This is a genomic window from Agrobacterium sp. DKPNP3, from assembly GCF_052686535.1.
Genome location: NZ_JBQYSN010000020.1, coordinates 1 through 22,741, shown reverse-complemented (window position 1 = coordinate 22,741; position 22,741 = coordinate 1). Strand labels below are relative to the sequence as shown.

Annotated in this window: 22 protein-coding genes and 1 pseudogene; 5 read left to right on the top strand and 18 right to left on the bottom strand. The window is 60.4% G+C overall.

Annotated elements, in window-relative coordinates:
• Positions 1 to 8: 8 nt before the first annotated feature.
• The 3 genes from ACUTJJ_RS08260 to ACUTJJ_RS08250 all read right to left on the bottom strand — a co-directional run bounded on the left by ACUTJJ_RS08260 (position 9) and on the right by ACUTJJ_RS08250 (position 5,252).
• On the bottom strand, positions 9 to 653 hold the full coding sequence (locus ACUTJJ_RS08260) for an HD domain-containing protein (RefSeq protein ID WP_445541859.1): 645 nt from the start codon (positions 651 to 653) through the stop codon (positions 9 to 11).
• A complete protein-coding gene (locus tag ACUTJJ_RS08255; RefSeq protein ID WP_445541858.1) occupies positions 650 to 3,445 on the bottom strand; it encodes a DUF2339 domain-containing protein in 2,796 nt (931 codons plus the stop codon). The genes ACUTJJ_RS08260 and ACUTJJ_RS08255 overlap by 4 nt, the downstream gene beginning before the upstream one ends.
• A 247-nt stretch (positions 3,446 to 3,692) precedes the next feature.
• Positions 3,693 to 5,252, bottom strand: a complete 1,560-nt coding sequence (locus ACUTJJ_RS08250) for a VOC family protein (RefSeq protein ID WP_445541857.1) — start codon at positions 5,250 to 5,252, stop codon at positions 3,693 to 3,695.
• A 290-nt stretch (positions 5,253 to 5,542) separates the two neighbouring features.
• Between ACUTJJ_RS08250 and ACUTJJ_RS08245 the strand changes: the two genes are divergently transcribed.
• The 3 genes from ACUTJJ_RS08245 (at position 5,543) to ACUTJJ_RS08235 (ending at position 8,398) form a co-directional block, all read left to right on the top strand.
• Entirely contained in the window at positions 5,543 to 6,586 is a 1,044-nt protein-coding gene (locus tag ACUTJJ_RS08245) for an ABC transporter substrate-binding protein (protein WP_445541856.1), read from the top strand.
• A 208-nt stretch (positions 6,587 to 6,794) separates the two neighbouring features.
• Positions 6,795 to 7,583 (top strand): ABC transporter ATP-binding protein, encoded by a 789-nt coding sequence (locus ACUTJJ_RS08240; RefSeq protein ID WP_186376651.1) that lies wholly within the window; start codon positions 6,795 to 6,797, stop codon positions 7,581 to 7,583.
• Positions 7,580 to 8,398 (top strand): ABC transporter permease, encoded by an 819-nt coding sequence (locus ACUTJJ_RS08235; RefSeq protein WP_063951034.1) that lies wholly within the window; start codon positions 7,580 to 7,582, stop codon positions 8,396 to 8,398. The genes ACUTJJ_RS08240 and ACUTJJ_RS08235 overlap by 4 nt, the downstream gene beginning before the upstream one ends.
• Positions 8,399 to 8,580: 182 nt before the next feature.
• Here the strand turns inward: ACUTJJ_RS08235 and ACUTJJ_RS08230 are convergent, their stop codons facing one another.
• From ACUTJJ_RS08230 to ACUTJJ_RS08190, 9 genes are all read right to left on the bottom strand, one after another.
• A complete protein-coding gene (locus ACUTJJ_RS08230; protein WP_445541855.1) occupies positions 8,581 to 9,255 on the bottom strand; it encodes a ZinT family metal-binding protein in 675 nt (224 codons plus the stop codon).
• Positions 9,256 to 9,446: 191 nt separating this feature from the next.
• Positions 9,447 to 10,268 carry a mechanosensitive ion channel family protein gene (locus ACUTJJ_RS08225; protein ID WP_144575059.1) on the bottom strand — a complete coding sequence of 274 codons (822 nt, stop codon included), beginning with the start codon at positions 10,266 to 10,268 and terminating at the stop codon, positions 9,447 to 9,449.
• Positions 10,269 to 10,382: 114 nt separating this feature from the next.
• The gene (locus tag ACUTJJ_RS08220; RefSeq protein WP_209089032.1) at positions 10,383 to 10,898 is read right to left on the bottom strand and encodes a tyrosine phosphatase family protein; all 516 of its coding nucleotides are present in this window, start codon (positions 10,896 to 10,898) and stop codon (positions 10,383 to 10,385) included.
• The gene (locus ACUTJJ_RS08215) at positions 10,895 to 11,518 is read right to left on the bottom strand and encodes a hydrolase (protein WP_445541854.1); all 624 of its coding nucleotides are present in this window, start codon (positions 11,516 to 11,518) and stop codon (positions 10,895 to 10,897) included. The genes ACUTJJ_RS08220 and ACUTJJ_RS08215 overlap by 4 nt, the downstream gene beginning before the upstream one ends.
• 2 nt (positions 11,519 to 11,520) lie before the next feature.
• Positions 11,521 to 12,369, bottom strand: coding sequence for a CAF17-like 4Fe-4S cluster assembly/insertion protein YgfZ (ygfZ, locus tag ACUTJJ_RS08210; protein ID WP_445541853.1), 849 nt, complete (start codon positions 12,367 to 12,369; stop codon positions 11,521 to 11,523).
• A gap of 134 nt (positions 12,370 to 12,503) precedes the next feature.
• On the bottom strand, positions 12,504 to 13,274 hold the full coding sequence (locus tag ACUTJJ_RS08205) for a hypothetical protein (RefSeq protein ID WP_445541852.1): 771 nt from the start codon (positions 13,272 to 13,274) through the stop codon (positions 12,504 to 12,506).
• Between the two features lie 14 nt (positions 13,275 to 13,288).
• Complete coding sequence (locus ACUTJJ_RS08200) at positions 13,289 to 13,546, bottom strand: hypothetical protein (protein WP_006314521.1); 258 nt, start codon at positions 13,544 to 13,546, stop codon at positions 13,289 to 13,291.
• A 105-nt stretch (positions 13,547 to 13,651) separates the two neighbouring features.
• Positions 13,652 to 14,086 (bottom strand): TIGR02301 family protein, encoded by a 435-nt coding sequence (locus ACUTJJ_RS08195; protein WP_445541851.1) that lies wholly within the window; start codon positions 14,084 to 14,086, stop codon positions 13,652 to 13,654.
• 97 nt (positions 14,087 to 14,183) lie between these two features.
• Positions 14,184 to 14,600 (bottom strand): NUDIX hydrolase, encoded by a 417-nt coding sequence (locus ACUTJJ_RS08190; protein WP_445541850.1) that lies wholly within the window; start codon positions 14,598 to 14,600, stop codon positions 14,184 to 14,186.
• Between the two features lie 118 nt (positions 14,601 to 14,718).
• Between ACUTJJ_RS08190 and ACUTJJ_RS08185 the strand changes: the two genes are divergently transcribed.
• Together ACUTJJ_RS08185 and ACUTJJ_RS08180 are read left to right on the top strand one after the other, a co-directional pair.
• On the top strand, positions 14,719 to 15,042 hold the full coding sequence (locus tag ACUTJJ_RS08185) for a YnfA family protein (protein WP_445541849.1): 324 nt from the start codon (positions 14,719 to 14,721) through the stop codon (positions 15,040 to 15,042).
• Positions 15,043 to 15,052: 10 nt separating this feature from the next.
• Positions 15,053 to 15,814 (top strand): SOS response-associated peptidase, encoded by a 762-nt coding sequence (locus ACUTJJ_RS08180; protein ID WP_445541848.1) that lies wholly within the window; start codon positions 15,053 to 15,055, stop codon positions 15,812 to 15,814.
• A 208-nt stretch (positions 15,815 to 16,022) separates the two neighbouring features.
• On the opposite strand, the gene ACUTJJ_RS08175 is transcribed toward ACUTJJ_RS08180, so the two are convergent.
• The 6 genes and pseudogenes from ACUTJJ_RS08175 to ACUTJJ_RS08150 all read right to left on the bottom strand — a co-directional run.
• Positions 16,023 to 17,315, bottom strand: a complete 1,293-nt coding sequence (locus tag ACUTJJ_RS08175; protein ID WP_063951044.1) for a GGDEF domain-containing response regulator — start codon at positions 17,313 to 17,315, stop codon at positions 16,023 to 16,025.
• Between the two features lie 375 nt (positions 17,316 to 17,690).
• Entirely contained in the window at positions 17,691 to 17,822 is a 132-nt protein-coding gene (locus tag ACUTJJ_RS08170; RefSeq protein WP_256366749.1) for a hypothetical protein, read from the bottom strand.
• A 170-nt stretch (positions 17,823 to 17,992) separates the two neighbouring features.
• Positions 17,993 to 18,862 (bottom strand): CDP-diacylglycerol--serine O-phosphatidyltransferase, encoded by an 870-nt coding sequence (gene pssA, locus ACUTJJ_RS08165; RefSeq protein ID WP_063951120.1) that lies wholly within the window; start codon positions 18,860 to 18,862, stop codon positions 17,993 to 17,995.
• Positions 18,863 to 18,885: 23 nt separating this feature from the next.
• Positions 18,886 to 19,596: pseudogene (locus ACUTJJ_RS08160) on the bottom strand (phosphatidylserine decarboxylase); the annotation flags it as partial.
• A gap of 151 nt (positions 19,597 to 19,747) precedes the next feature.
• On the bottom strand, positions 19,748 to 21,634 hold the full coding sequence (locus ACUTJJ_RS08155) for an ABCB family ABC transporter ATP-binding protein/permease (protein WP_209089007.1): 1,887 nt from the start codon (positions 21,632 to 21,634) through the stop codon (positions 19,748 to 19,750).
• Positions 21,635 to 21,743: 109 nt separating this feature from the next.
• Positions 21,744 to 22,741, bottom strand: a 998-nt coding sequence (locus tag ACUTJJ_RS08150; protein ID WP_445541847.1) for a LysM peptidoglycan-binding domain-containing protein, incomplete at its 5' end; no start/stop codon positions are given.

The following is a 22,741-nucleotide window of genomic DNA, read 5'->3' as shown; positions in this document are numbered from 1 at the left end:
GGGTCTCCTCAAATCTCGTCTAGAAACAGGTCCAGCACCTGCTTCAGCCGCTCGTGACGGGCCTTGGCCATTTGGCGGCCGGTCTCTGTGCGAAAACCATCGGCCAGCTTGAATAGCTTGGTCTCGAAGTGGTCGATGGCAAAGGCGCGGTCGTCAAGCGGCCGTTCCTTCGCCAGCGGATCAACTGGATCGTAAAGCGCTGATCCCATGCGCCCGGCAATGTAAAAGCAGCGCGCGGCGCCGATCATGCCAATGGCATCCAGCCGGTCGGCATCCTGAAGGATTTTTGCCTCCAGTGTCTGCGGCTCGATATTGGCGGAAAAGCTGTGGGTGATGATGGCGTGCGCGGCGGCGTCGATATCTTTCTGCTGCCAGCCGAGACCGGCCAGAATGCCTGCCGCTTTTTCGGCCGCCAGCCGCGATGCCTGCGCCCGCAACGGCGAGTTCTTCTCCACCGCCACGCAATCATGCAGCAGCACGCTTGCCGCCAGCACGGTGCCGTCCCCGCCTTCACCGGCATGGATGCGCATGGCGTTGCGGAAGACGCGGTGAATATGGGCAAGATCATGCGAGCCGTCGCCCGCATCGGCGGCATGCGGTATCAGGTCCTGCGCAAGCGCCGCATGGGGCGCGAAAGCCTCCGCCGCGATCATGCCTGCGGCTTCCGGGTGAGGATTTTCTGGTAGAACAGACCGATGCCGATCAGCACCGCGCCGAGCCCGATGAAGGAGAGCGCCCGCAGCACACCTTCGAGGTTGCTCATATCGATCAGGAACGCCTTCGCGACCGAGATCAGCACGAAGGCAGCCGATGCCAGACGCAGGCTGCGCGCATTAAAGCGCGAGCCGAGCACCAGCAGCAGCACCCCGATCAGCAGCCAGACCACCGAATAGCTGTAGGTCTCGCCCTGCATAAAACCCTTCCAGTCGGCAATGTTCTCGCCCTGCCAGAAGCGGCGAACCGAAAGCGTTGCCCAGGCGAAGCCGAGCGCTGCGCCCGCCACCGCCAGCATGCTGACATAGGGCGGCGGACGTTTTCCGCGCGCATAATAGGCAAGGCCGCCATAGGCGAGCGCCGGCAGAAGGTAACCGATCAGCAGCAGGTTGAGGAACGGGATGCGGCCGGTATTCTCGCCGGTGAAATAGGGGTTGAGCGTGAAGAAGTGCATCGTCAGCACATTGATGACGGCAATCACGCCGGCAATCATCGAGCCGTAACGGAAGACCGGGCTGGGGCTTTTCAGATCCAGCGTCATCAGGACACCGGAGAAGCCGATGGTCAGCAGCGTGTAGATCGACTGTTCGCCGAGCGTCGGCACGCTGTTATCGAGCGTGCCGCCATTCATGGCGTGGCGGATGAGGATGGCGACGGCCAGAAGCCCCATGACGCTCGCAATTGCCTGCAGGAAATTCTTGGCACGAACGCCTGGCCAGTCGCGCAGCAGCCATGCCGAGGCGACGGCGAGCAGGGCGGGAATACCGTAACCCGGCAGCAACGCGTTGAAGACCGGCGTGAGCCCAAGATTTTGCGGCCCGACGATGGTGGGTTCCCAGGCGATGCGGCCAAGAACGGCAACGCTCGCGACGGCCATCACCCAGGGCAGCACATCCCAGTTGCGGTAACGTGTCGCGAGCACATAAACGAAACCGATGACGGAGAGCATCACGGTCGTCGCGAGCCCTTCGGTCAGCGTGTGAAGGCAAAGCGCGAAGGCGGCGAAGGAGCCGAGCACGAGAATGTTCAGTGGTTTGCGATAGGCCTCGTTGTTCTGCCGGTGCAGCCACTCGGCGCCCGCAAGCAACACCAGTCCAAGGCCGAGGCCATAGGCGGCGTGCAGCCAGTCACGGCCGAGATTGCCATATTCGACGAAGCTCGTCGTGGCGAGCCAGACGGGGAAAAGGGCTGCTATACCGGCCCACAGCTGGGCGAAGTCCGAATCTTCTGCGCCCTTGCGCTTCAGGAAAGAGAAGGCGCACAGGACCAGGACGGCGCCGAGGCCGAGTGCCATGGCGATGTTGGCCGTGTAGGCCACCGACACGGGCGGAAGCGAGATCGCCGTGCCGTTGACGAGACCGATAAAATCAAGGCCCTGTCGCGACATCAGCGATACCGCCGTCTGCGCGCCGAGTGCGGCGACGAGTGCAGGCCAGACCGCATAGTGGCGGGCGGCCCCTAGGGCGGCAAGGGCTGCAATGAGGGCGGAAACGACGAAGGCCGGATGGGTGTCGAGGCTTCCCCCGGCAAAGATGAAACTGACAGCCGGCAGGATCACGGCCATGGATACTGTGAGATTGAGGGCGAGCGACGGGCGCAGCAAAAGCCTGATGATACGAACCGCACGCCGTTCGGGAACTGCCGTTTCGGATGTTTGCACGGGCGGGGTGTCGAGCAACCTTCCGGGCCAGAGGAAGATCGTCCCGGCCAGCATGGCCAGCAGGGCAAGCGTCGGTGGTTCGGCATTGATCGTGCTGGAAAAGCCGATATAGCCGAGCGCCCAGAGGCCAAGGCCGGCATTGGCAAGCGAGGGAACCACGGTCCAGCGCTGCCGGCGTGCGGCCGCGGCGGTTGCCAGCCATGAGATCGTCAGGAACACGAACAGCGCCCAGATATTGGGTGTTTCGCTGGAGACCAGCGCAGGCGTCAGCATTGAGCCGAGAAGGCCGAGGCCTGCCAATGCCTGCCCATGCAGCAGCGAAAGGCCGATGGTGGCGAACGCGACGAGCCCGAGCAGGATGAAGGCCGTTCCCGACCCGATGTAGCCATAAATGCCATAGGCCGCGTAAACCACGCCGAACAGCGTCAAGGCTCCCGCTGCGGTAAGAACGCCGGGAATCATGGCGTTGGAATAGGTGGTGGCAATGCCCGGCATCGCCTTGCGGCGGATCGCCTCACCGGCAAGGCCGAGGAAGAGGCCGAAGATGGCGGCAAGGCTCAGCCGCACGGCGGGGCTGAGCAGCCCTGCCTCGATGGAATATTTCACAAGGAAGATACCGCCGAGCGCCAGCGCCAGCCCGCCGGCCCAGACCGCCCAGCGTGCACCGAGCAGGCTTTCGAAGCTTTCCTTCGCCGCAGGGGTTGAGGCATCTTCCGCAACCGGCAGGGAAACGGTATTGGCGATCGGCTCAGCCTGAGCATCATCGCGCGCCGACTCCTGATCCGTCGCAGCCGCGCTGGCGTCTGAGCGCTCGAAAGTGTCTTCGTCCCGGATGGCTGTCGCTTCCGGCGGCGTTTCGCCTTCCGACTGCGCCGTTGGCGCGGCGTTTTCGGTGATTTCCGCGGTCTCCGCCTGCGCCACATCAGGGGCCGCCACGCCCGCAGCCATCATCCTCTTGAGGCTGTGAACCTCGCGCTCCAGTGACTTGATGCGGCTTGAATTGCGGATGCTCGCGACCAGCGTGTAGACGAAGGCCGCGATGAGGGCGAGGATAAACAGCGGGATTTCCAAACGGACTCTCCAATTACGAAGCTGTTTTTAAAGCCGTTTTGGGAAATTTATGCAAGGCCCGGTTGATTGGGGCACAAGCGAGCCGCTTGTTTCTTCTCCCCACCGGGGAGAAGATGTCCCAAAGGGGCGGATGAGGGGGTAAGCTCTCGGTCCATCGCTGACCTCGCCCCCTCCCGCTGCCGCGACCTTCTCCCCGGCGGGGAGAAGAACGCAAGGCACAGCCGCGCGGTCCTATGCGCCGCTCAAATCAGGAAGCATCCACCAGCCAGCGCCGCGCCACTTCGATATCGGTGAGCCCGAGTTCGTGCCCGTCCTCGAGCGTCTTCACCTCAACCGTTGCGCCACTCGCCGCAAGCCTGCTCTGCAGCACGTTCGCCCCGTCGCGGTATTTGTCGCGTTCTCCCGCTACAAGCAGGAAGCTGCGACCGGAAAGATCGCTCTGTGGCCATGTTTCGAGAACCGGCATCGGGCGGAAGAGCAGGGCGTCGCCGGCAAATTCGGGATAAAGCGCCGCAAAGGCCGCGTAAAAATTGGCGCCGTTGGAATGGCCGATAAAGCGCAGTTTGGAGCGGTCGAGTCCGTAGGATTGGATAGCACCCTCGACGAAGGCCGCAAAGGCCTCCGCTTCCGAGACGATGTCTTTCTGGTCGAAGCTGAAATCCGGGAAGCGTCGGAACCAGCGGGCGATGTCTTCCTCCGTGCTGCGACCGCGGACGCCTAGAAGTGTCGCCCCCGGTGCCGCGCGGTGCGCAAGCGGCATCAGGCTTGTTTCGCTGCCGCCCGAGCCGTGCAGCAGGATGATCGTGCTGCCATCGGCCTCGTCGGGTGTGTAGAACCGATGGACAAAGGGCAGGTCGCGATAGATGACACGCTCTTCGCCCGGCATTGCGAATTGCGGCAGGGCAACGCGCACATCCGCCTCGTCCTTCATGAAGAGCGGCGGGATGAACAGCTTTTCACCCAGCGTTTCCAGCGGTTCATCCACCGTCATGCCGGGGCCGTCCGTCGCCATCTCAATGAGCACGCCACCGGGCTCACGGACATAAAGCGAGTGAAAATATTTCCGGTCATGGGCATTGGTGGTGCTGGAATTCAGCGATTTCAGGCCGGTAAGAACTGTATCGAGGTCATCCATGTCTTTCGCGCGGAAAGCAATGTGATCGACCGTGCCGGTGCCCGGTGCGCTGGACCAGAAGCCGGTCGCATCCCGCACATCGATGATGTCACCGCTGTCGGAGACGAGCCGCCGGATTGCGCCTGCCTGACCCTGCTGCCGGTAACCGAAGTGTTTTTCGAGGAAGGCGACGGTCTCCTCGGGCACTTCGCTAAGCACCGTCGCACCATAAATGCGACGAATGGCGTCCTCGGCGGCGATGTCTTTCGTCACATGCGGCGTTGCGTCGGCGAAGGCATGGGTGCCGACCAGCTTGACAATAATCCCGTCCGGGTCTTTCAGCCGGATGACGGGCGCGCCAAACTCGTCCGCAGGACCTTCCGTGTGAATGCCAAATTTCAGCGCCCGGGTCAGCCAGAACCCGATTGCAGCCGGATCGATCGCCACGGAAATTTCCAGTGTCTGGCCGTAACCGACACGTCCCTGGCCGCCATCTTCCCAGACGAGGAATGTCAGGAGGGAGCCCGGCGAGGCAATCTCGTCGCCATAAAGCAGATGAAGCTGCATGGCATCTTCAAAGCCTGCCGTGCGCTTGGCGAGACGAAGGCCGAGGAAGCCTGCGTAAAAGTCCACATTCGCCTGTACTTTGCGGGTAATCATGGTGATGTGGTGTATGCCCAGTGCCGAAGTCATATTGCGGTCCCGCCGTTTCGCCTGCTGTTTCTGGCCCTATTTGTCGCAACCTGCCCCTGATCCGCAACCCCGGCAAATGAGAACGCTGTGTTCGCGGTGTGAACGATGTTGTTCTTCCTTCGTTGCATGCGCGATGGGCAGGGTGCTGCCTTTTTAAGTCTGGCGTGACTGTTGGTGCACATAAAATAAGCAGAAACAATTGTGTCTATTTTGTATGCAATTTTGTCTTGCCTTGCCCGTTGGAATTGGGTCTTATGCAACCAACTCAACAAAACCATCAGGGGGAACAAATGAATTTATCGCGCAGGTTGCTGACCAAGGCGTTGGCCATGACCGTGATCGGTGTCACCGCCGGTGTTTCGTTGCCGGTTGCCGAGGCGCGCGCGGAAACACCGGTCAAATTCACGCTCGACTGGAAATTCGAGGGCCCGGCCGCCGGTTTTCTGCTGGCGCTCGATAAGGGCTACTTCAAGGCCGAAGGCCTCGATGTCACCATCGATAGCGGCAATGGCTCGGTAGAGGCCATCCCGCGTGTTGCGACCGGCGCTTATCAGATGGGTTTTGGGGATATCAACTCGGTGATCAAGTTCCTCGATGAGGACCCGAGCCAAAAGGTCAAGGCCGTCTATATGGTCTATGAGCGGCCCACTTTCGCCGTTGTCGGCCGCAAGTCGCTCGGCGTCACCGGTGATCCGAAATCGCTGGAAGGCAAGAAGCTCGGCGCGCCGCCGCCCGATGGCGCCTTTGCGCAATGGCCGGCTTTCAAGCAGGTCGCCGGTCTCGATGACAGCAAGATCAAGATCGAATCGATTGGGTTTCCCGTGCGTGAGCCGATGCTCGCCAAAGGCGACGTCGATGCCGTCTTTGGTTTCGCCTTTTCCGTTATCCTCAATCTCAAGAAGCAGGGCATCGGTGACGATGATATCGCGACCATACTGATGGCTGAGCACGGCTTGAATCTTTATGGCAATGCGGTGCTGGTAAACACTGATTTCGCTGAGAAAAACCCCGAGGCCGTCAAGGGTTTCCTGAAGGCGCTGGCCAAAGGTTTCGCCGATTCCGTCAAGACCCCGGAAGAGGGCGTTGCGGCGGTGTTGAAGCGCAACGAAACGCTCGACAGCGCCATCGAACTCGAACGCCTGAACATGGCCAACAGCATGAACATCAAGACGCCCTACGTTGTGGAAAATGGCATGGGTGGTGTCGATCCGGCGCGCCTTGCCGCCTCGCTGGAGACGCTGAAGGTCTCGATGGGCCTGAAGGGCAACGTCAAGGCGGAACAGGTGTTTGACGCGACCTATCTGCCGGCCAAGGAAGCACGCATGCTGCCCTGATGGGTGAAATGAGCGGGTGCCGCAGGTTTCTTCTCCCCACCGGGGAGAAGTCCGCGGCAGCGGGATGAGGGGGAAGCTCTCCGTATATCTCTGCGCTTGCCCCCTCATCCGACCCTTCGGGCCACCTTCTCCCCGGCGGGGAGAAGAAACAAACGGCGACGCTTCGGGCGGCCATGGCCCATCATTTAAACTGAAAACGGGAACAGCAATGTCACATCTCGTGGAAATAGACGGCGTTGACATGCGCTATGGCGGGTCGGGCGGAACGCTTGCCGTCTCCGGCTTGAACCTGAAGGTCGCCAAGGGGGAATTTGCCGCCGTGGTTGGCCCGTCCGGGTGCGGCAAGTCGACCCTGATGAAACTAGTAACGGGGCTGCATATTCCGCAGAAGGGCAATGTCGTCGTCGCCGGGCGGCAAGTCACGGAGCCGGTGTCGATCGTCGGCATGGCGTTCCAGAACCCGACCATGCTGCCCTGGCGCACGACGCTTGAGAATATCCTGTTGCCGCTGGAGATCGTGGAAAAACATCGCCATCGCCTGCGCGCCCATAAAGCGGACTATGTCGCGAAGGCCGAGCGCCTGCTCGAAATCGTCGGCCTGAAAGGCTTCGGGTCGAAATATCCTTGGCAGCTTTCCGGCGGTATGCAACAGCGCGCCAACCTCTGCCGTGCGCTGATCCACGAACCCGAACTGCTGATGCTGGATGAACCTTTCGGCGCGCTCGATGCCTTCACCCGTGAAGAGCTGTGGTGCGTGATCCGCGATCTGCACGCCGCGCAGCGGGTCACGATCATCCTGGTGACTCATGATCTTCGCGAGGCGACCTTCCTGGCGGACAAGATTTTCGTGATGAGCGCAAGACCCGGTCGCGTGCTTGCCGAACACCGCGTGCCGTTTGCCCGGCCGCGCCAGCTCGATATCATGTACGACAAGGGTTTTAACGACATGGTGCAGGAACTGCATGGCGAAATCGCGCAGGCGAGGGTGGCGGCATGAGCGTGATCGTGGAAAGCACTGTCGCGGCCGAGCCGCCAAAGCCGCTGATCGCCCGGGTCAACTGGGTGAAGGCGGCGCCCTGGCTTTATACGCTGGCGCTGTTTGTCGTATGGGAACTGCTCGTGCATGCGCTGAAGATGCCGCCCACCATTCTGCCCTCGCCGGTAAGGGTGGGGCAGGCGATCGTGCAATATTGGTCGCCGATCTGGAAGAACTCGCTTCAGACGCTTTATACGACCACGCTGGGTTTTGCCATTGCGGTTGCCGCCGGTCTTGCCATCGGCCTGTTCATCGGCTGGTCAAAAACCATCTATGCCGGGCTTTATCCGCTGATGATCGGCTTCAATGCCATCCCCAAGGTGGCACTGGTTCCCATCCTCGTCATCTGGTTCGGCATCGGCACGGTGCCAGCGGTTCTGACCGCTTTCCTGATCTCCTTCTTCCCGATCGTCGTCAACGTCGCGACCGGCCTTGCCACCATCGAACCCGAAACGGAAGACGTGCTGCGCGCGCTTGGCGCAAAGAAGATGGACATCATGCTGAAGGTCGGCATTCCCCGGTCGATGCCTTACTTTTTCGGCTCGCTGAAAATCGCGATCACGCTTGCCTTCGTTGGGTCGGTGGTGTCGGAAACCGTCGCTTCGAATTACGGCCTCGGCAACATGATGAGTTCGGCGCAAAGCCAGTTCAACGTGCCGCTCGTCTTCGCCGGCCTGCTTATGCTCGCGGTCGAAGGCATCGCCATGTATGCGGTCATGGCCTGGCTGGAGAAGCGCATGACCGGCTGGGCCCATCGCTCGACCATGGGGCAGTGAGCCCTTCTTTTCTCCGCCCGGGAGCAGAGGCCCCGAAGGACTAAATGGGGTTAAAGCCCACGACAGGGCGAGAGCTCGCACCCTTCAGCCCGCTGCCGCGACCTTCTCCCCGTCGGGAGAAGGCGACAAGCCATAACCGTTTGCGCCATCCACCGCGCTGCGGAAACGGAATTTCGCGACGCTTAATGCGCCGCCATTTCTTTCACGATATCCGCACCATCCATCATGAACGGGTAGTAAGTTGGCCAATTGGTGACTTCGTCCAGAAGCGCCTTGCGGTCGTTGCCCCAATAGAGATGGTAATGGCCGGCCTTCTTCGGTTCGATCGTGTGGTCGCTAAACTGAATAAACTGCGGCGCGGCCTCATCGCCGGCGGTTTTCTTGAAAATATAACGAACACCGCGATTGCCCTTCTTGTAGGTCAAAATCTCCTGGCCATCGCTGACATACGTGCCCTTGGTCGGTTTTCCTTCCTTATAGAAAGTAACGCTATCGGGCGTGATGACGATTCGGTTCACATCGGTCTTGTAGCCGATTTCGTAATAGGCGCGGTATTCTGCGGCGGTCTTGTCGCCGTGAGCAGCCTTTTCGGCCATGACGCCGTCCAGCGAGCCGTTGAGCAGATAAGGATAAACCGACTGCCAGTCACCTTCCCAGTCCGTCAGCGGACGGGGCTTGACCTGTGCATCCTCGAAATAGCCCTGGTAAATCTTTTTTTCCGCTTCTGTCATCTGGTGCCCATGGTCGTGTCCATGGTTGTGGGCTGCGGATTTGTCGCCACCGGCGGCCATCGTGGTTGCTGCCATCAACATGGAAGCCAGTGCGGCGGCGCTGACGCGGGTGAGTGTTTTCTGCATTGTTTGCGGCCCTCTCTATCGGTCATGAAAGTTACGTAATAACATTACATGACGGTCTATAAAGGCGGCGCGGAAGGGATGCAAGCCCGAGTTCGTGATGACGGGCATGAAAAAGCGCGGTGGCCAATTTCGGCTACCGCGCTTTTTGATGTCGAAGGTGCTGTGTCAACCCGGCTTTTACCGGAGGCGCTCTAGGCGGGCTGGGCGCTCACCTCGGCCTTGCGTTCGTCAAATGCCAGCTTCATCGCCTTCGTCACATCGCGCGTCGTTGCGAAGTAGCTGTCACTGCGAACCCAGTAGCGCAATTTCACGGTGGCGCTGTCGGCGCTTACCGAATCAACGAAGGTGACGGGAGCGGGGTCCAGCAGGACACGGCTTTCCGACCGCACGACATTCATAAGCATATCCTGTGCTTCCGCCAGATCCTGATCGTTCTTGACCGTCAGGCTCAGTTCGTGTCGGCGCGAGGGGAAGCGGCTGTAATTGGTGATCGGCACGTTCCAGAGCGTGGAGTTCGGCGCGAGGCGATAGAGCCCGTCGCTTGTCTTGAGCTCTGTCGCAAACAGTCCGATTTCAATGATTGTGCCCGTTACGGTGCTGGTCTCGATATATTCGCCCACCCGAAAGGGGCGTAGCACGAGCAGCATGATGCCAGCCGCGATGTTTTGCAGCGTGCCCTGAAGCGCCAGACCGATCGCCAGACCGGCAGCACCAAGAGCGGCGAGGATGGACGCCGTCTGCACGCCAAATTGGCCGAGCACCATGACGATGACCAGAATGAGCACGACGTAACGAATGGCACCCGCAAAAAAGCCGGCAAGCGTGGCATCGAAACCGCGAATGCGCGACAGACCCTGAAAAGCCCAGCGCTGAAGAAAGGTGGCGGCCAGCCAACCGATGATCAAAAGCAGCAAGGCGCCGATGACCGAGAAGGAATATTGCACCGCGAGTGCGCTCGCCTGTCGGACGGCCGCCTGCGACGCGACGAAAATATCCGTTGCCTGTTGTTCCATAAATTATCCCGTTATTTTCCGCTGTTCATGTTTGGTAACGACTGGCTGGCGGGTGGGTTCCGCCATAAATGTCTGGATCCCGCAGAAGCGTGGCCTCTTGATTGCCAGAAAACTCTAGCGGAGCGGCAGCACGAAGGGCACGTTACCATCGGCGTCGGCGCCACGGCCGATTTTCTTGATGGCCGCAACCAGCCGACCTTCTCGCTGAAGCAGCCGGTCGCCGATGGCGATGATGCGGGCGTTCGGCGTCGCATAAGGCGAGACGGCGCGCAAACGTAGCGCAAGGTCCGTGTCGTCCTGATCGGGGTAAAGACTGAGGGCGGCGACAACGGCAGCGGCGGGCGAGCGCGAAACGCCCATCCAGCAATGAATAAGCAGCGGTGCCGACTGGTCCCATTGACGGGCAAAATCGATCAGTTGCAGGACATGAGCGTCATCAGGCGCGATCAGATCAGCAGTACCCTTGAAGGCGATGTCGTTCATGGCAAGTGTCAGGTGCCGTTCTGCCGCAATGACGGCCGGCCGGTGAAAGCTTTGCTCCTTGGCAATCAGCGTCACCATTTCGCGCGCTCTATGCCTGACCGCCATTTCGGCAATACGTCCGAGTGGGGATACGATTATGGCTGTCATTTGGAACCGTTTGTCTTTGCCGATCGCAGCGCCTCGATCGCTTCGAACCGTTCGACGAACAGCCTTTGCGCTTCGGTCGAGGGAAGTGGCGTGATGTCGAACATATCGCGGGTGATGCCGCGCGGCAGGCCGAAGAATTTTTGCGCCTCGGCGACGGAAAAACCGGCAAGCTCGGTCGCCTCGAAGAAAGCTGCGACTGTATCGGCCTTCTTGATGCGGTCCTTCAGTTCGCGCGGAGCATGCGGCGGCAGGCCGAAACGCAGATGCACCGCCGCTTCCAGCCGTTTTTCCACAGTCTTGTATCCGCCGCCGACCACGGATTTGAACGGCGAGATCATATCACCGATGACGTATTCCGGCGCGTCATGGAGGAGGGCCATCTGCATCTCATCGGGTGTCGCGCCGATGCACATCTTGCAGAAAATCGTCTCGACGATAAGGCAATGCTGGGCGACGGAAAATGCATGGTCACCACGCGTCTGGCCGTTCCAGCGGGCAACGCGCGCCAGGCCATGGGCGATATCCGTGATTTCGACATCGAGCGGCGAGGGATCGAGCAGATCGAGCCGGCGACCGGACAGCATCCGCTGCCAGGCGCGTGGGCTTTTGACGGGCGGCACGCTCAGTCCTCCGCCCGCGCCGCCGGATCAACCGCTGGAAAGGAGAGGCCGCTCCACGCCGGCAGCGCCACCTTGACCGGCGTTGTCTCTGCCAAAAGCGGGGTTCCGGATGCTTGCGCATCGGCCACGCGGTCAATCCGCACGATGGCCAGCGCCTTGTTGCCACAGACGGTCCCAAGCGCGCCGACCGGCTTTCCGTCCGCGATGATTTCCGTTCCTGTGGCGGGAAGCGCGTCGGCGGCGGAAACGGTGACGACGCGGCGTCGTGCCGTGCCCCGGTGCTTCATGCGGGAGACGACTTCCTGGCCGACAAAGCAGCCCTTCTTGAAGGAAACGCCGTCGTTTACATCCATCAGCACATCATGAGGGAAAGCATCCTGCAGGCTGTAGTCAGCACCGGATTCGGCGATGCCGTGGTCAACGCGCAGTGCATCGTAAGCCGCAACGTCGCCGGATGCCGATGCACCCGGCACGCGGTGAAGATTGATGCCCGCCTTGGCAAAACGACCATCCGCGACACCGGCCTCCGGGGTGGGATCACCCCAGAAAACGCTCACGCCTTCGGTTGTCTCGGCCTTCAGATCGACCGCTGCGCGCAACTTGTACATGGTGAGGCGGCGCAGCAATGCGTCCTGCTGGGCAGATTCCGTTTCGAGCAGAAAATCGGGTCCGTCGCGCCAGATCAGGAAATCGAACAGGATCTTGCCCTGCGGTGTCAGAAGCGCTGCTGCACGGGCCTCGCCTTTTGGCAGCGATTCGACGTCGGCCGTGATGAGGTTGTTCAAAAATTCCTCGGAGCCAGTGCCGGAAACCCGGATCAGGCGGCGGTCGGCAAGAAAGGCGGAAGGCATGGCGTCACCCTGGTTCGTCGAGACAATGCGTCCTTTGCAAGAGCAAATGTGCCCAAGAGCACAGATGCCGATGCCGGACGCTCATTCCGCACAGTTAGGATTTTTGGCCGATAACGGCAAGCACTGCGATGCGATCAATCACCCGCGGTGAAAAACTTCCACTTGCCGTCAGGCGAAATGCCGATGCGATAGAAGCTGTAATTGCCATATTCCTGCATGTCAGCGAGATCGCCAGCCGTGATGATGCGCAGAAGCTCGACTTTCTCAGGCGCCGTCAGCGTATTCAGCGCCTTCCCGGCAAAATAAGGGAAAACATAGGCTTCGTCGGGCGTACCCGCATCCACATGCGCATAACCGGTCGACAACAGGTCGATGATGATCGCCAGCACCTCCAGGCCATCGGGATCGCCGGAATAGCTCTTCAACGCCGCAATCGGGTCTTCAGCGTCATTGCCGTCGATGCGGAATTCCTTCTGCCCGGCGGCGATAAAGGGCCGAAGCTTTTCGATGTCGCCCGAAGACGCCGCATCGATAATCTGCTGGCGCAGCTTGCGAACCGCCTCGGGCGCCTTGGAAATGTCGTGCTCGATCACAACGGACATTTCAGGGCCGTTATCGGCGGGCTTGGAGGTTTGCGGGTTTGTTTGCCCGGCGGAACGGTCGACCAACGGGTCGGGCAGGGGAATGCCGTCCGAATCGCCCTCAACTTCGTCAGGTTCGGCAGGCTGTGCCTGCTGCGACTGTTCACCCCCCTGCTTTTGAGGTTCGCTTTCGTTCTTCTGCGCCGGTTTCAGCTCCGAGAGGGCGTAGGCACTGCGCGGCAGGCCAAGTGGCCCGGCGGTCAGGGCAAGCACGATGGACAGCAGGGCGGAAGAGCGCAACAGGCTCCTGCTCAGGCAAGACATGATAGACCCCGGCTTTACTGTATGATCCGCTGCGGCGAAAATTCGCCCTGGAGCATGCGCTGGCGCAGCGATTCCAGCATTGCCTCAGCGCCCGCCTCACCGTGAATCCGGATGGTTTCACGCATGGCCAGAGCAATCGCGGCATCGGCGATAATCTCCGGCTCGATGCCGTCAGCCATGCCGTCGGCCCATGCCTCGTTCTGGTGTTCCAGAGCGACCTGCATTTTTTCATGCACGATCATATCGTCGATTTCGTTACGGCTTGTCTGCATTTTTCATCCTCGACAGGGCGGGCAAGTCCTTACCACCCTGTTAACAACACTAGCAGCCTTTTATCAAAACGGCACGGGCTGCGGCGAAAAGAGGTTAATAAACCTTTAATTTCCGAACCTGGACGCGATTTCCTGCGCGAGTGTTGCCCCTTCGTTACGGTAGCTCTCTTCTGCCATGATGGCGGCGCGGGTGCAACTGGTGTGGATGGCCGCAAAAGAGCGATATCCACGGTTGAATGCGGCCGTCATGCGCTGGCGTCGTTCGGGTTCGCTGGCCGTGTCCGCAGCCAGCAGGTCGCTCATCGACTTGCGCCAGTCCTCCGGTCCTGAGGAAGGGCACAGGGTTCGCAAATATTGCACCGCCCCCAATATTTCAGACAGCCGTGCCAGCTTGTCGTCATAGGGCGCAGGCTTGGGCGGCGCTGCCTCCACCGCGGGTGGCGGAGAAACGGCCTTGGAGGGCTGCGCCTGCGCAACCTTTCCTTGCCCGATAACAAGCATGGTCAAGAAAAGGGACAGGAAAATGGTTGACCGCATCAAAATTCTATTCTGCCCCACACATACTCGTGAACTGTTGGCTCGCGACCATCCGGCGTGCCTATACGCCTAGATAATCGCGATTCTGGTTGGCTGGCAATCACGCAAGCAGCCGCTCCGCACATTCGACGACGCTTTCCGGCGCCGGCAGAAGGCGGATTTCGGCGAGCGTATACCATCCGGCATCAGCCGCGTCATCGCCGACCGTGACCAGCGGATCGGCATCCGTTTCCACGGTAAAGACGGACAGAAAAAAATGGCTCGTCAGCCTGCCTTCACCATCACGCGACGGGAGGTCATAGGTCGCGAAAAGCTGCGGCCGGCGCGCCACGATGCCGGTCTCCTCGTGCAGTTCGCGCAGGGCCGTCTCGGCCGGGGTTTCCCCCTCTTCGGCCCGCCCACCTGGAAAGGCGAACATGTCTTTCGAGGGCGGGTTGATGCGCCGCACCAGAAGCAGCCGGTCTCCATCCCTGACAATGGCGGAGGAGGCGGCGCGGGGCTTGATACGAAAGGTCATGAATGGTTTCGCTTGTTTTGGCCGTTTCCGGCCTGTCTATAGTGGTATCATGGCTCGAAAAATCGATTCCGGTATTAGCGCCAATCGTTATAGTCTTGTGCATGCAAAAGACGGTGGAATGAAGGTCTATTTTATCTACGTTCTGGCGGCTCTTGCCGAAATCGCCGGCTGCTTTTCCTTCTGGGCATGGCTGAAACTCGGCAAAACCGGTTGGATAGTGTTGCCCGGCATGGTGGCGCTGGCCGCTTTCGCTTGGCTTCTGACGCTGGTGCCGACCGAGGCGGCCGGCCGGGCCTATGCCGCCTATGGCGGAATCTACATTGCTGCCTCGCTGTTCTGGCTGTGGGGCGTGGAAGGGCATGCGCCGGACAGGTGGGATATTGCCGGCGGGGCTGTCTGCCTTGCTGGCACCGCCATCATCCTGTTTGGACCAAGAGGCTGAGGACAAAACCATGTGCGGACGTTTTGTACTGGAAGCAACGCCTGAGGAGATCGCCGACTTTCTCGATCTCATCAGCGTCGAAGAATTTCCCGCCCGTTACAACATCGCGCCGACGCAGCCTATCCTGATCGTCATGGAGGGCGAGCGGCAGGAGCGCGGCAGCAACCTGCCCAACCGCCGCGCCGTGCTGGTGCGCTGGGGCTTTCTGCCGGGCTGGATCAAGGACCCCAAGGATTTTCCGCTGCTGATCAACGCCCGTTCGGAAACGGCGATCGGCAAGGCGTCTTTTCGTGCCGCCATGCGCCATCGCCGCGTGCTCGTGCCGGCAACAGGCTTTTACGAATGGCGACGTCCGCCGAAGGAGGAGGGCGGCAAACCGCAGCCCTATTTCATCCGCCCGAAGAAAGGCGGCATCGTCGCCTTCGCCGGCCTCATGGAAACCTGGTCCTCCGCCGATGGTTCGGAGGTCGATACAGGCGCCATCCTAACCACCGCCGCCAATGCGACGATCGGCCGTATTCACGATCGGATGCCCGTGGTCATAGCGCCCGAGGATTTCAGCCGCTGGCTGGACTGCAAGACCCAGGAGCCACGTGACGTCGCGGACCTGATGCGGCCGGTGCAGGAGGATTTTTTCGAGATGATTCCCGTGTCGGACAAGGTCAACAAGGTCGCAAATATCGGGGCGGACCTCCTGCTGCCAGTGCCGGAAAGCGTGCCGCTGCCAAAGATCAAACCGGCAAAGGACGAGGGCCAGATGTCGTTGTTTTGAGGTGTTTCGCGAGGCCAATGACGAGGGCTGAGCGAGCCGCCTCTTTCTTCTCCCCATCGGGGAGAAGATGGCCCGAAGGGTCAGATGAGGGGGCTACGGTAGAGATATGCGGAGAGCTTGCCCCCTCATCCCGCTGCCGCGGACTTCTCCCGGCGGGGAGAAGAAACAAGTGGCACTTGCTCGGTCCCATAGAAGACTTCAGAGACAATCAGCCGTTCCGCCCGATCTTCTGCAGTCCCTCGGTGATCATCATGTCGGAATAGACGCGGTTACGGCCATTTGCCTTGGCGAGGTAGAGCAACTGGTCGGCGGCGTTGAGCTGGTTGTCGAAGGGTTCGCCCTTTTCGATCTCCACCACGCCGAGGGAGATGGTCAGCGCCAGGCTGCTGCCGCTCAGTTGCCGGCCGTTCTTTTCCACCTGTTCCCGCAGCTCCTCGCAGAACTGATAGGCGGCATGCGCATCCAGCCCGCGCAGGAACACGGCAAATTCCTCGCCGCCAAGCCGGGCGGCGATGTGCTGTTGCTCGTCGCACATGGTATGCAGAAGTTCGGCCAGCTTTTTCAGCGCCCTGTCGCCGGCATCGTGTCCCAGCGTGTCGTTGATCTTCTTGAAGTGGTCGATATCGAGAATGGCGACGGCGCCACATTCGTGAGTTTCATTGATGACCTCCATCAGCGCCCGCGTCCGCTCAAAGAAGGAGCGACGGTTTGGCAGCCCGGTGAGGTGGTCGCGTTCTGCCAGCTCGCGCAGCCGCTTCAGCTGCTTCAAGGTCTCGATATTGTTATCGATGCGACATTGCAGTTCTTCGGGCACGAAGGGGCGGTAGACGAAATCAGATGCGCCTGCCTTGAGGAAGCTCGCCGAAAGCAGCCGGTCCGTGGAGGAAGAGATACCGATCACCCGCAAATCCTCGGACGAGCGGCTGTCGCAGATGCGGCGCGTCAGTTCGTAGCCGTCCATGTCGGGCATATGATAATCGGTGATGACGAGCTGGATCGTCGGATCCTGCGCCAGGATTTCCAGCGCCTGCTTGCCCGAATGGGCCTCGCTAACCCTGAAATTCTGTCGCTCGAGAATTTCGACGAGACCGGAGCGTGCCGCACGCACATCATCGACGACAAGAACCGAAAAGAGCTTGTTGTTCAAAATACGCTGGACGGTTCGCACGACAGCATCGACGGTGCGATGACCGTCCTTGACAATATAATCGATGATTTTCTTTTCGGCGTAGCGCTTGCGCGCCTCGTCGTCCACGGTGGCGGTGAAAACGATCGCCGGCACCTTGCGCTCGGATAGAAGGGCCAGAATTTCCCCCTTGGGCGCGTCGGGCAGATTGAGGCCCGTCAGCGCCAGCGTGAAATCATGGGCCTGCATCAGCGCATCGGCCGCCGCCATGCTGTCGCAATGGAAAATCGCGGCTTCCGTTTCCTCCGAAAGCCGCGTCTTCAGCAGCATGGAAAGAGCAACGGAATCTTCAATCAGAAGGATTTTGTCCTGCATGGCCGTCCCCAAGCCCCCCCTGGCCTGTCCCCCGGCTTTCCCATCGCCGAATTTCCGTCATCCGCGTCTCCGCGAATTCGGGGCTCGACTTATGTTTATTTGGGAAAATTCGGAATGGAAAAGTTTTTGTATCCCTAATCTACACGCCTGTGCGCGTATAGCCTTCTTGTCGAAGGCGGGTTTTGTACTGCATTTTCCTTGCGTCTTCGTTACAAAATCTGGCCAATTCTATGAATGGCGGTTATCTTCACTACTTTGGAGCGCGAAAAATAAAACGGCGCCCTAAAGGCGCCGCGTCACTGCTGATTGTACGTCAGGATCCATTCTCCGCTGAAAAATCCCGATGCCTGCCGGCTTCAAAAAAAGCAGGTTTTTTCAGGCGGTTTTAGCGGCAGGCTTGCGCTTCAGCATCAGGGCGGCGGCCGCAACGGCCTTCAGCCCGAGCGGGCGGTAGTGGCTTTTGAGGTCCGGCTTCACCTGCGGCTGTGCCTTCGTCTCGTTCGTCATGTCTCTCTCCACGGTTCACGCCAAACGCCTCTGCGATGCGTGTGAGCCATTTCTTTCGCGGCTAATCTTGACGGATTCGAGGCGAAGAAAAACGAAGCCGGCTTTCCCGGCTGCGACATTTTGCGTCACACCCTCCGCCGGCTTGGCTGGAGAGAAATCAACCTTCGGTTTTAAATGCTGCGGTCGAGACCGTTACCACCGTTGGAATCATCATGGCCGTCTTCCTCGATCGTCAGAGTGCCGTAGCGGCGGTGCCAGAGGCGGGCACTGATGGGGATGAAGACCAGGTAGGCAGCAACCGTCAGCACCAGAACTTCCCATGTGAAGCTCATGAGCATCGCGACATAAAGAACGACGACGAGGATCATCGGCAGCACCAGGTCGCGACGGATGCGGCTGGTGCCGGATTTGCCAGACCAGACCGGAAGTCGGCTGATGAGAAGGTAACCGATCAGCACCGTATAGGCGGCGGCGACGTAAGCGAAAGGCTTGTCCGGCTCGACGCCGAGAAAGCCAAGATAGACCGGGAGAAGCACCAGCATTGCGCCCATAGGCGCCGGCACGCCGACAAAGAACTCATTTTGCCAGGGGGCTTTCACCGGGCGCTCGATCATGACGTTGAAACGTGCCAGACGCAGGCCGGCGGCAATGACATAGATGAGCGCGGCGATCCAGCCGATGGAACGCGCCTGATCAAGCAGATAAGCGTAGACGACGAGGGCAGGGGCGACGCCGAAATTCACGATATCGGCAAGCGAATCCATCTGCTCGCCGAATTTGGATGTCGCCTTCATCATGCGGGCGACACGGCCGTCGACGCCATCGAGGAAAGCCGCGAGCAGCACCATGCCGACGGCGAGTTCGAAACGCCCCTCGAAAGCAAGGCGCACGCCGCTCAGGCCCGCACAGATCGCCAGAACGGTGATGAGATTGGGAACCAGAAGACGAAAGGGAATTTCGCGCAGTCGCGGGCCACGGCCGCTGTCGCTGCGGCCATCGGCTTTTCCGTTCTGCTGCGTCTCCGAAATCGACGTTTCCATGCGCATGCCCTTCCTGTTTACCCTCAGCCGCGGCGGCTGAGGACCGGACCCTTGGCCGAGCCGAATTCGGCAAGCACGGTTTCACCGGCAATTGCCGTCTGGCCGACCGATACGCGCGGCTCGAAACCAGCGGGAAGGAAGATGTCGAGGCGCGAACCGAAGCGGATAAGGCCGAAACGCTCTCCGGCATCAACTGGTTCATTCGGCTTCACCCAGCACACGATACGGCGGGCGACCATGCCGGCAATCTGCACCACGCCGACCTTGCCATGCGAGGTCTCGATGACCAGACCGTTGCGCTCATTGTCCTCGGACGCCTTGTCGACTTCAGCGTTGAGGAAGAGGCCGGGACGGTAAGCAATATTGACGATGCGACCGCGCACAGGCGAACGGTTCACATGGCAGTTGAACACGTTCATGAACACCGAGATGCGCACCAGCGGTTCCTTGCCGAGTTCCAGTTCCAGCGGCGGAACAACGCTCTGCACGGCAGATACCCGGCCATCGGCAGGGCTGATGATGAGATCGTCATCCTGCGGCGTCACGCGCTCGGGGTCACGGAAGAAGTACGCACACCAGGCCGTCAGAACGAGGCCGACCCAGAAAAGCGGTTCGGCGATCCAGCCGAGCACCAGCGAAGCGACGAAGAAGGCCGCCACGAAGACATAACCTTCCTTGTGGATCGGTACGATGGTGTTGCGAATGGTGTCGAACAGATTCATGAGATTCCTTGCTCCGGTTTTCCTCTGTCGCCTTTATATGTGATCGTGATACGACACGATCCACACGGCATTGCGACAAATTTTGCCTAGCTGGTTACAGCCAAAAGGGCCGCCCGGCAATGGGCCGGGGGCCATGAGCCCCGGTTACCAGGGGTTATGCGCCTCAATGCGCGGGCTCGCCACGATCGATGACGCCGAGATCGTCGGTTTCGCGCACATGGCGCAGCATCTCCTCCGCCCGGATTGCCTCGCGCTGGCGGCTCCACATCGAGGCATAGAGACCGTTCTGAGCCATCAGTGAGGCGTGTGTGCCCCGTTCGGCGATCAGACCGTCCTTCAGCACGATGATTTCGTCTGCGTGGATGACCGTGGAAAGGCGGTGGGCGATGACGAGCGTCGTCCGGTTCTTCGAGACGATGTCGAGGGCGCTCTGGATTTCCTGCTCGGTATGCGTATCGAGGGCCGACGTCGCCTCATCGAGAATGAGGATCGGCGGCGCTTTGAGGATCGTTCGTGCAATTGCCACCCGCTGCTTTTCGCCGCCGGATAGCTTCAGGCCGCGTTCGCCGACCATCGTCGCGTAACCCTCCGGCAGCTTGCCGATGAAGGCGCTGATCTGCGCCGCATCCGCTGCCGCTTTCAGATCTTCGTCGGTGGCGGAGGGGCGGCCATAGCGGATATTGTAGGCCAGCGTGTCGTTGAACAGCACCGTGTCCTGCGGCACCATGCCGATAACCGAGCGAAGGCTCTTTTGCGTCACGTCGCGAATGTCCTGCCCGTCGACGGTAATGGAGCCTTCCTGAATGTCGTAGAAGCGATAGAGCAGCCGCGAGATCGTGGATTTTCCCGCACCCGAAGGACCGACGATCGCCACCGTCTTGCCCGCTGGCACATCGAAAGAGATGCCCTTCAGGATCGGACGCTCCGGGTCATAGGCGAAATGCACGTCACGGAAGGAGATGGCGCCCGGGCCAGCCGCAAGCGGTTTTGCATCCGGACTGTCTGTCACTTCAGCTTCCACCTCCAGGAGATCGAACATCTGCTCGATATCCGTCAGCCCCTGGCGGATTTCGCGGTAGACGAAACCGATGAAATTGAGCGGCACCGAAAGCTGCAGAAGCAATGCATTGACAAAGACGAAATCGCCGATGGTCTGTTCGCCCCGCTGGACGGCCAGCGCCGACATGACCATCATGATCGTGGAGCCGATGCCGAAGATCACGCCCTGGCCGAAGTTCAGCCAGCCGAGCGACGTCCAGATGGAGATCGCCGATTTTTCGTATCGCTCCATGGCGACATCGAAACGTCGCGCCTCCATCTCCTCATTGCCGAAATATTTGACCGTTTCGAAATTCAGAAGCGAGTCGATCGCCTTGGTGTTGGCGTCGGTATCGCTGTCGTTCATGGCGCGGCGGATGCCGATACGCCAGTTGCTGGCCCGCACGGTGAACCAGATATAGGCCCACACCGTGACGACGGTGACGAGCACATAGGAGAAGCCGTAGGAGGCCCAGAAAATGATGGCCGTCAGCAGGAATTCGATGAAGGTCGGCGCGGTGTTGAGGATGGTGAAACGGACGATGGTCTCGATGCCCTTGGTGCCACGCTCGATAATCCGCGACAGCCCGCCGGTCTTGCGTTCCAGATGGAAACGCAGCGAAAGCCGGTGCATGTGAACGAATGTTCTGTAGGCGAGTTGACGCACGGCATGCTGGCCGACGCTGGCAAAAAGCGAATCGCGCAGCTGGTTCAGGCCAATCTGGATCAGCCGCGTCAGATTATAGGCAATGACGAGCGCCACAGCGCCGAGCAGGAAGGCCGGAACCAGTCCCGCCATATCGAGCTTGCCATTCAGTGCATCGGTCGCCCATTTGAAAAAATAGGGAACGGCGATCAGCACCAGCTTGGCAACGACCAGAAATATCGTTGCCCAGATGACCCGCATCTTCAGGTCCCACCGACCCTCGGGCCACATATAGGGCCAGAGATTGATAAGGGTCTGGGTCGGATTGCTGGAATCCGCTGAAATCGTTTTTTTGGTCTTGGCCATCATTCTCTCCGGTCACTGCCGGAAGCCGACAGCAGGACGGCGGCTTTGCTCAAGCCGCCGCGCGTGTCACAGATAGGGTCGTTGCGGGCTTACTGCAACGCGTCAATGGTCAGGAGCCGCTCTTCAGCCGCTTGCGGTGGAGTTCTTCCGCATTCGGCAGCGCCTCTTTCGGCACGCCGAAAATCTGGCCGGGCTCGATCAGGTCAGGGTTTTTGATCTGGTCCTCGTTAGCGAGGTAGATCGTCGTGTAACGCACGCCCTGTCCGTAAACGCGACGGGAAATCTGCCATAGCGTGTCGCCCCGGCGGATGATGACACTGTTCTGGCTTTCGGCGAGCGGTGCCTGTTCGAAGGTCTGCGGGCCGGCAGGTGCCTGCGGAGCAGGAGCGGCGGGCGCGGTAATGTGCAGTTCGGCAAGGCGGCTTGCGAGCGCGGCGATGCCCTTGCCGATGGCTGCGACATCGTTCGGCCATGCCTCGACCGTCGCTTGCACCTGACGCGCCTTGGCCGCGATATCGCCAACAAAGGCCGTGAAGGCAGGCTCGGTTGCAGCCGCCGTGCGGAACTCGGAGAGCGATTTCAGCGCGATCACGACTGCCGAGCGGCCTGCGATCGCCTGATCAAGCGCGGGCGTCGCCTGATCCCGGTATAGATTGGAGAGAATGCTAAAAGCCTTGGCAACATCGTCGCGCAGCTTTTCGAAAGCGGCGCGGTCGCTCGCCGTGCTCTGGTTTTCCGATGGTGCCGCTGATGTCGTGGCCGCTGGCGAGGCGGAGGGAGCCTGCATCGCAACGGTCGCCTGGTCGGTCTGCGGCCGCTCGAAGGGAACGCGCACACGCACCTTGGCGGTGCCATCCGCATTCAGCTCTTCGACGGTGACGATATGGCTGCCGACAGCCAGCTCCACATTGCCTTCGATGACGAAATGCCCCGACGTTTCTGTCGCGGTCTTGCCGATTTCCGTCTCATCGACGAGCGCGCGAACCGTCGAACCGGCGGGCGCGGAGCCGGCCACGAAAATCTTCGATCCTTCGAATTCGACGGCGGTGACCTGGACGCTCGAGGTCAGCGGCGCAGCAGCAGAAGGTGCGCTGCCCGCGACCGGGG

What these genes read in the sequence shown, in the direction of transcription:
- ACUTJJ_RS08260 (WP_445541859.1), bottom strand. Translation starts at nt 653, where the DNA reads ATGATCGCGGCGGAGGCTTTCGCGCCCCATGCGGCGCTTGCGCAGGAC.
- ACUTJJ_RS08250 (WP_445541857.1), bottom strand. Translation starts at nt 5,252, where the DNA reads ATGACTTCGGCACTGGGCATACACCACATCACCATGATTACCCGCAAA.
- ACUTJJ_RS08245 (WP_445541856.1), top strand. Translation starts at nt 5,543, where the DNA reads ATGAATTTATCGCGCAGGTTGCTGACCAAGGCGTTGGCCATGACCGTG.
- ACUTJJ_RS08240 (WP_186376651.1), top strand. Translation starts at nt 6,795, where the DNA reads ATGTCACATCTCGTGGAAATAGACGGCGTTGACATGCGCTATGGCGGG.
- ACUTJJ_RS08235 (WP_063951034.1), top strand. Translation starts at nt 7,580, where the DNA reads ATGAGCGTGATCGTGGAAAGCACTGTCGCGGCCGAGCCGCCAAAGCCG.
- ACUTJJ_RS08230 (WP_445541855.1), bottom strand. Translation starts at nt 9,255, where the DNA reads ATGCAGAAAACACTCACCCGCGTCAGCGCCGCCGCACTGGCTTCCATG.
- ACUTJJ_RS08225 (WP_144575059.1), bottom strand. Translation starts at nt 10,268, where the DNA reads ATGGAACAACAGGCAACGGATATTTTCGTCGCGTCGCAGGCGGCCGTC.
- ACUTJJ_RS08220 (WP_209089032.1), bottom strand. Translation starts at nt 10,898, where the DNA reads ATGACAGCCATAATCGTATCCCCACTCGGACGTATTGCCGAAATGGCG.
- ygfZ (WP_445541853.1), bottom strand. Translation starts at nt 12,369, where the DNA reads ATGCCTTCCGCCTTTCTTGCCGACCGCCGCCTGATCCGGGTTTCCGGC.
- ACUTJJ_RS08205 (WP_445541852.1), bottom strand. Translation starts at nt 13,274, where the DNA reads ATGTCTTGCCTGAGCAGGAGCCTGTTGCGCTCTTCCGCCCTGCTGTCC.
- ACUTJJ_RS08200 (WP_006314521.1), bottom strand. Translation starts at nt 13,546, where the DNA reads ATGCAGACAAGCCGTAACGAAATCGACGATATGATCGTGCATGAAAAA.
- ACUTJJ_RS08190 (WP_445541850.1), bottom strand. Translation starts at nt 14,600, where the DNA reads ATGACCTTTCGTATCAAGCCCCGCGCCGCCTCCTCCGCCATTGTCAGG.
- ACUTJJ_RS08185 (WP_445541849.1), top strand. Translation starts at nt 14,719, where the DNA reads ATGAAGGTCTATTTTATCTACGTTCTGGCGGCTCTTGCCGAAATCGCC.
- ACUTJJ_RS08180 (WP_445541848.1), top strand. Translation starts at nt 15,053, where the DNA reads ATGTGCGGACGTTTTGTACTGGAAGCAACGCCTGAGGAGATCGCCGAC.
- ACUTJJ_RS08175 (WP_063951044.1), bottom strand. Translation starts at nt 17,315, where the DNA reads ATGCAGGACAAAATCCTTCTGATTGAAGATTCCGTTGCTCTTTCCATG.
- ACUTJJ_RS08170 (WP_256366749.1), bottom strand. Translation starts at nt 17,822, where the DNA reads ATGACGAACGAGACGAAGGCACAGCCGCAGGTGAAGCCGGACCTCAAA.
- pssA (WP_063951120.1), bottom strand. Translation starts at nt 18,862, where the DNA reads ATGGAAACGTCGATTTCGGAGACGCAGCAGAACGGAAAAGCCGATGGC.
- ACUTJJ_RS08155 (WP_209089007.1), bottom strand. Translation starts at nt 21,634, where the DNA reads ATGGCCAAGACCAAAAAAACGATTTCAGCGGATTCCAGCAATCCGACC.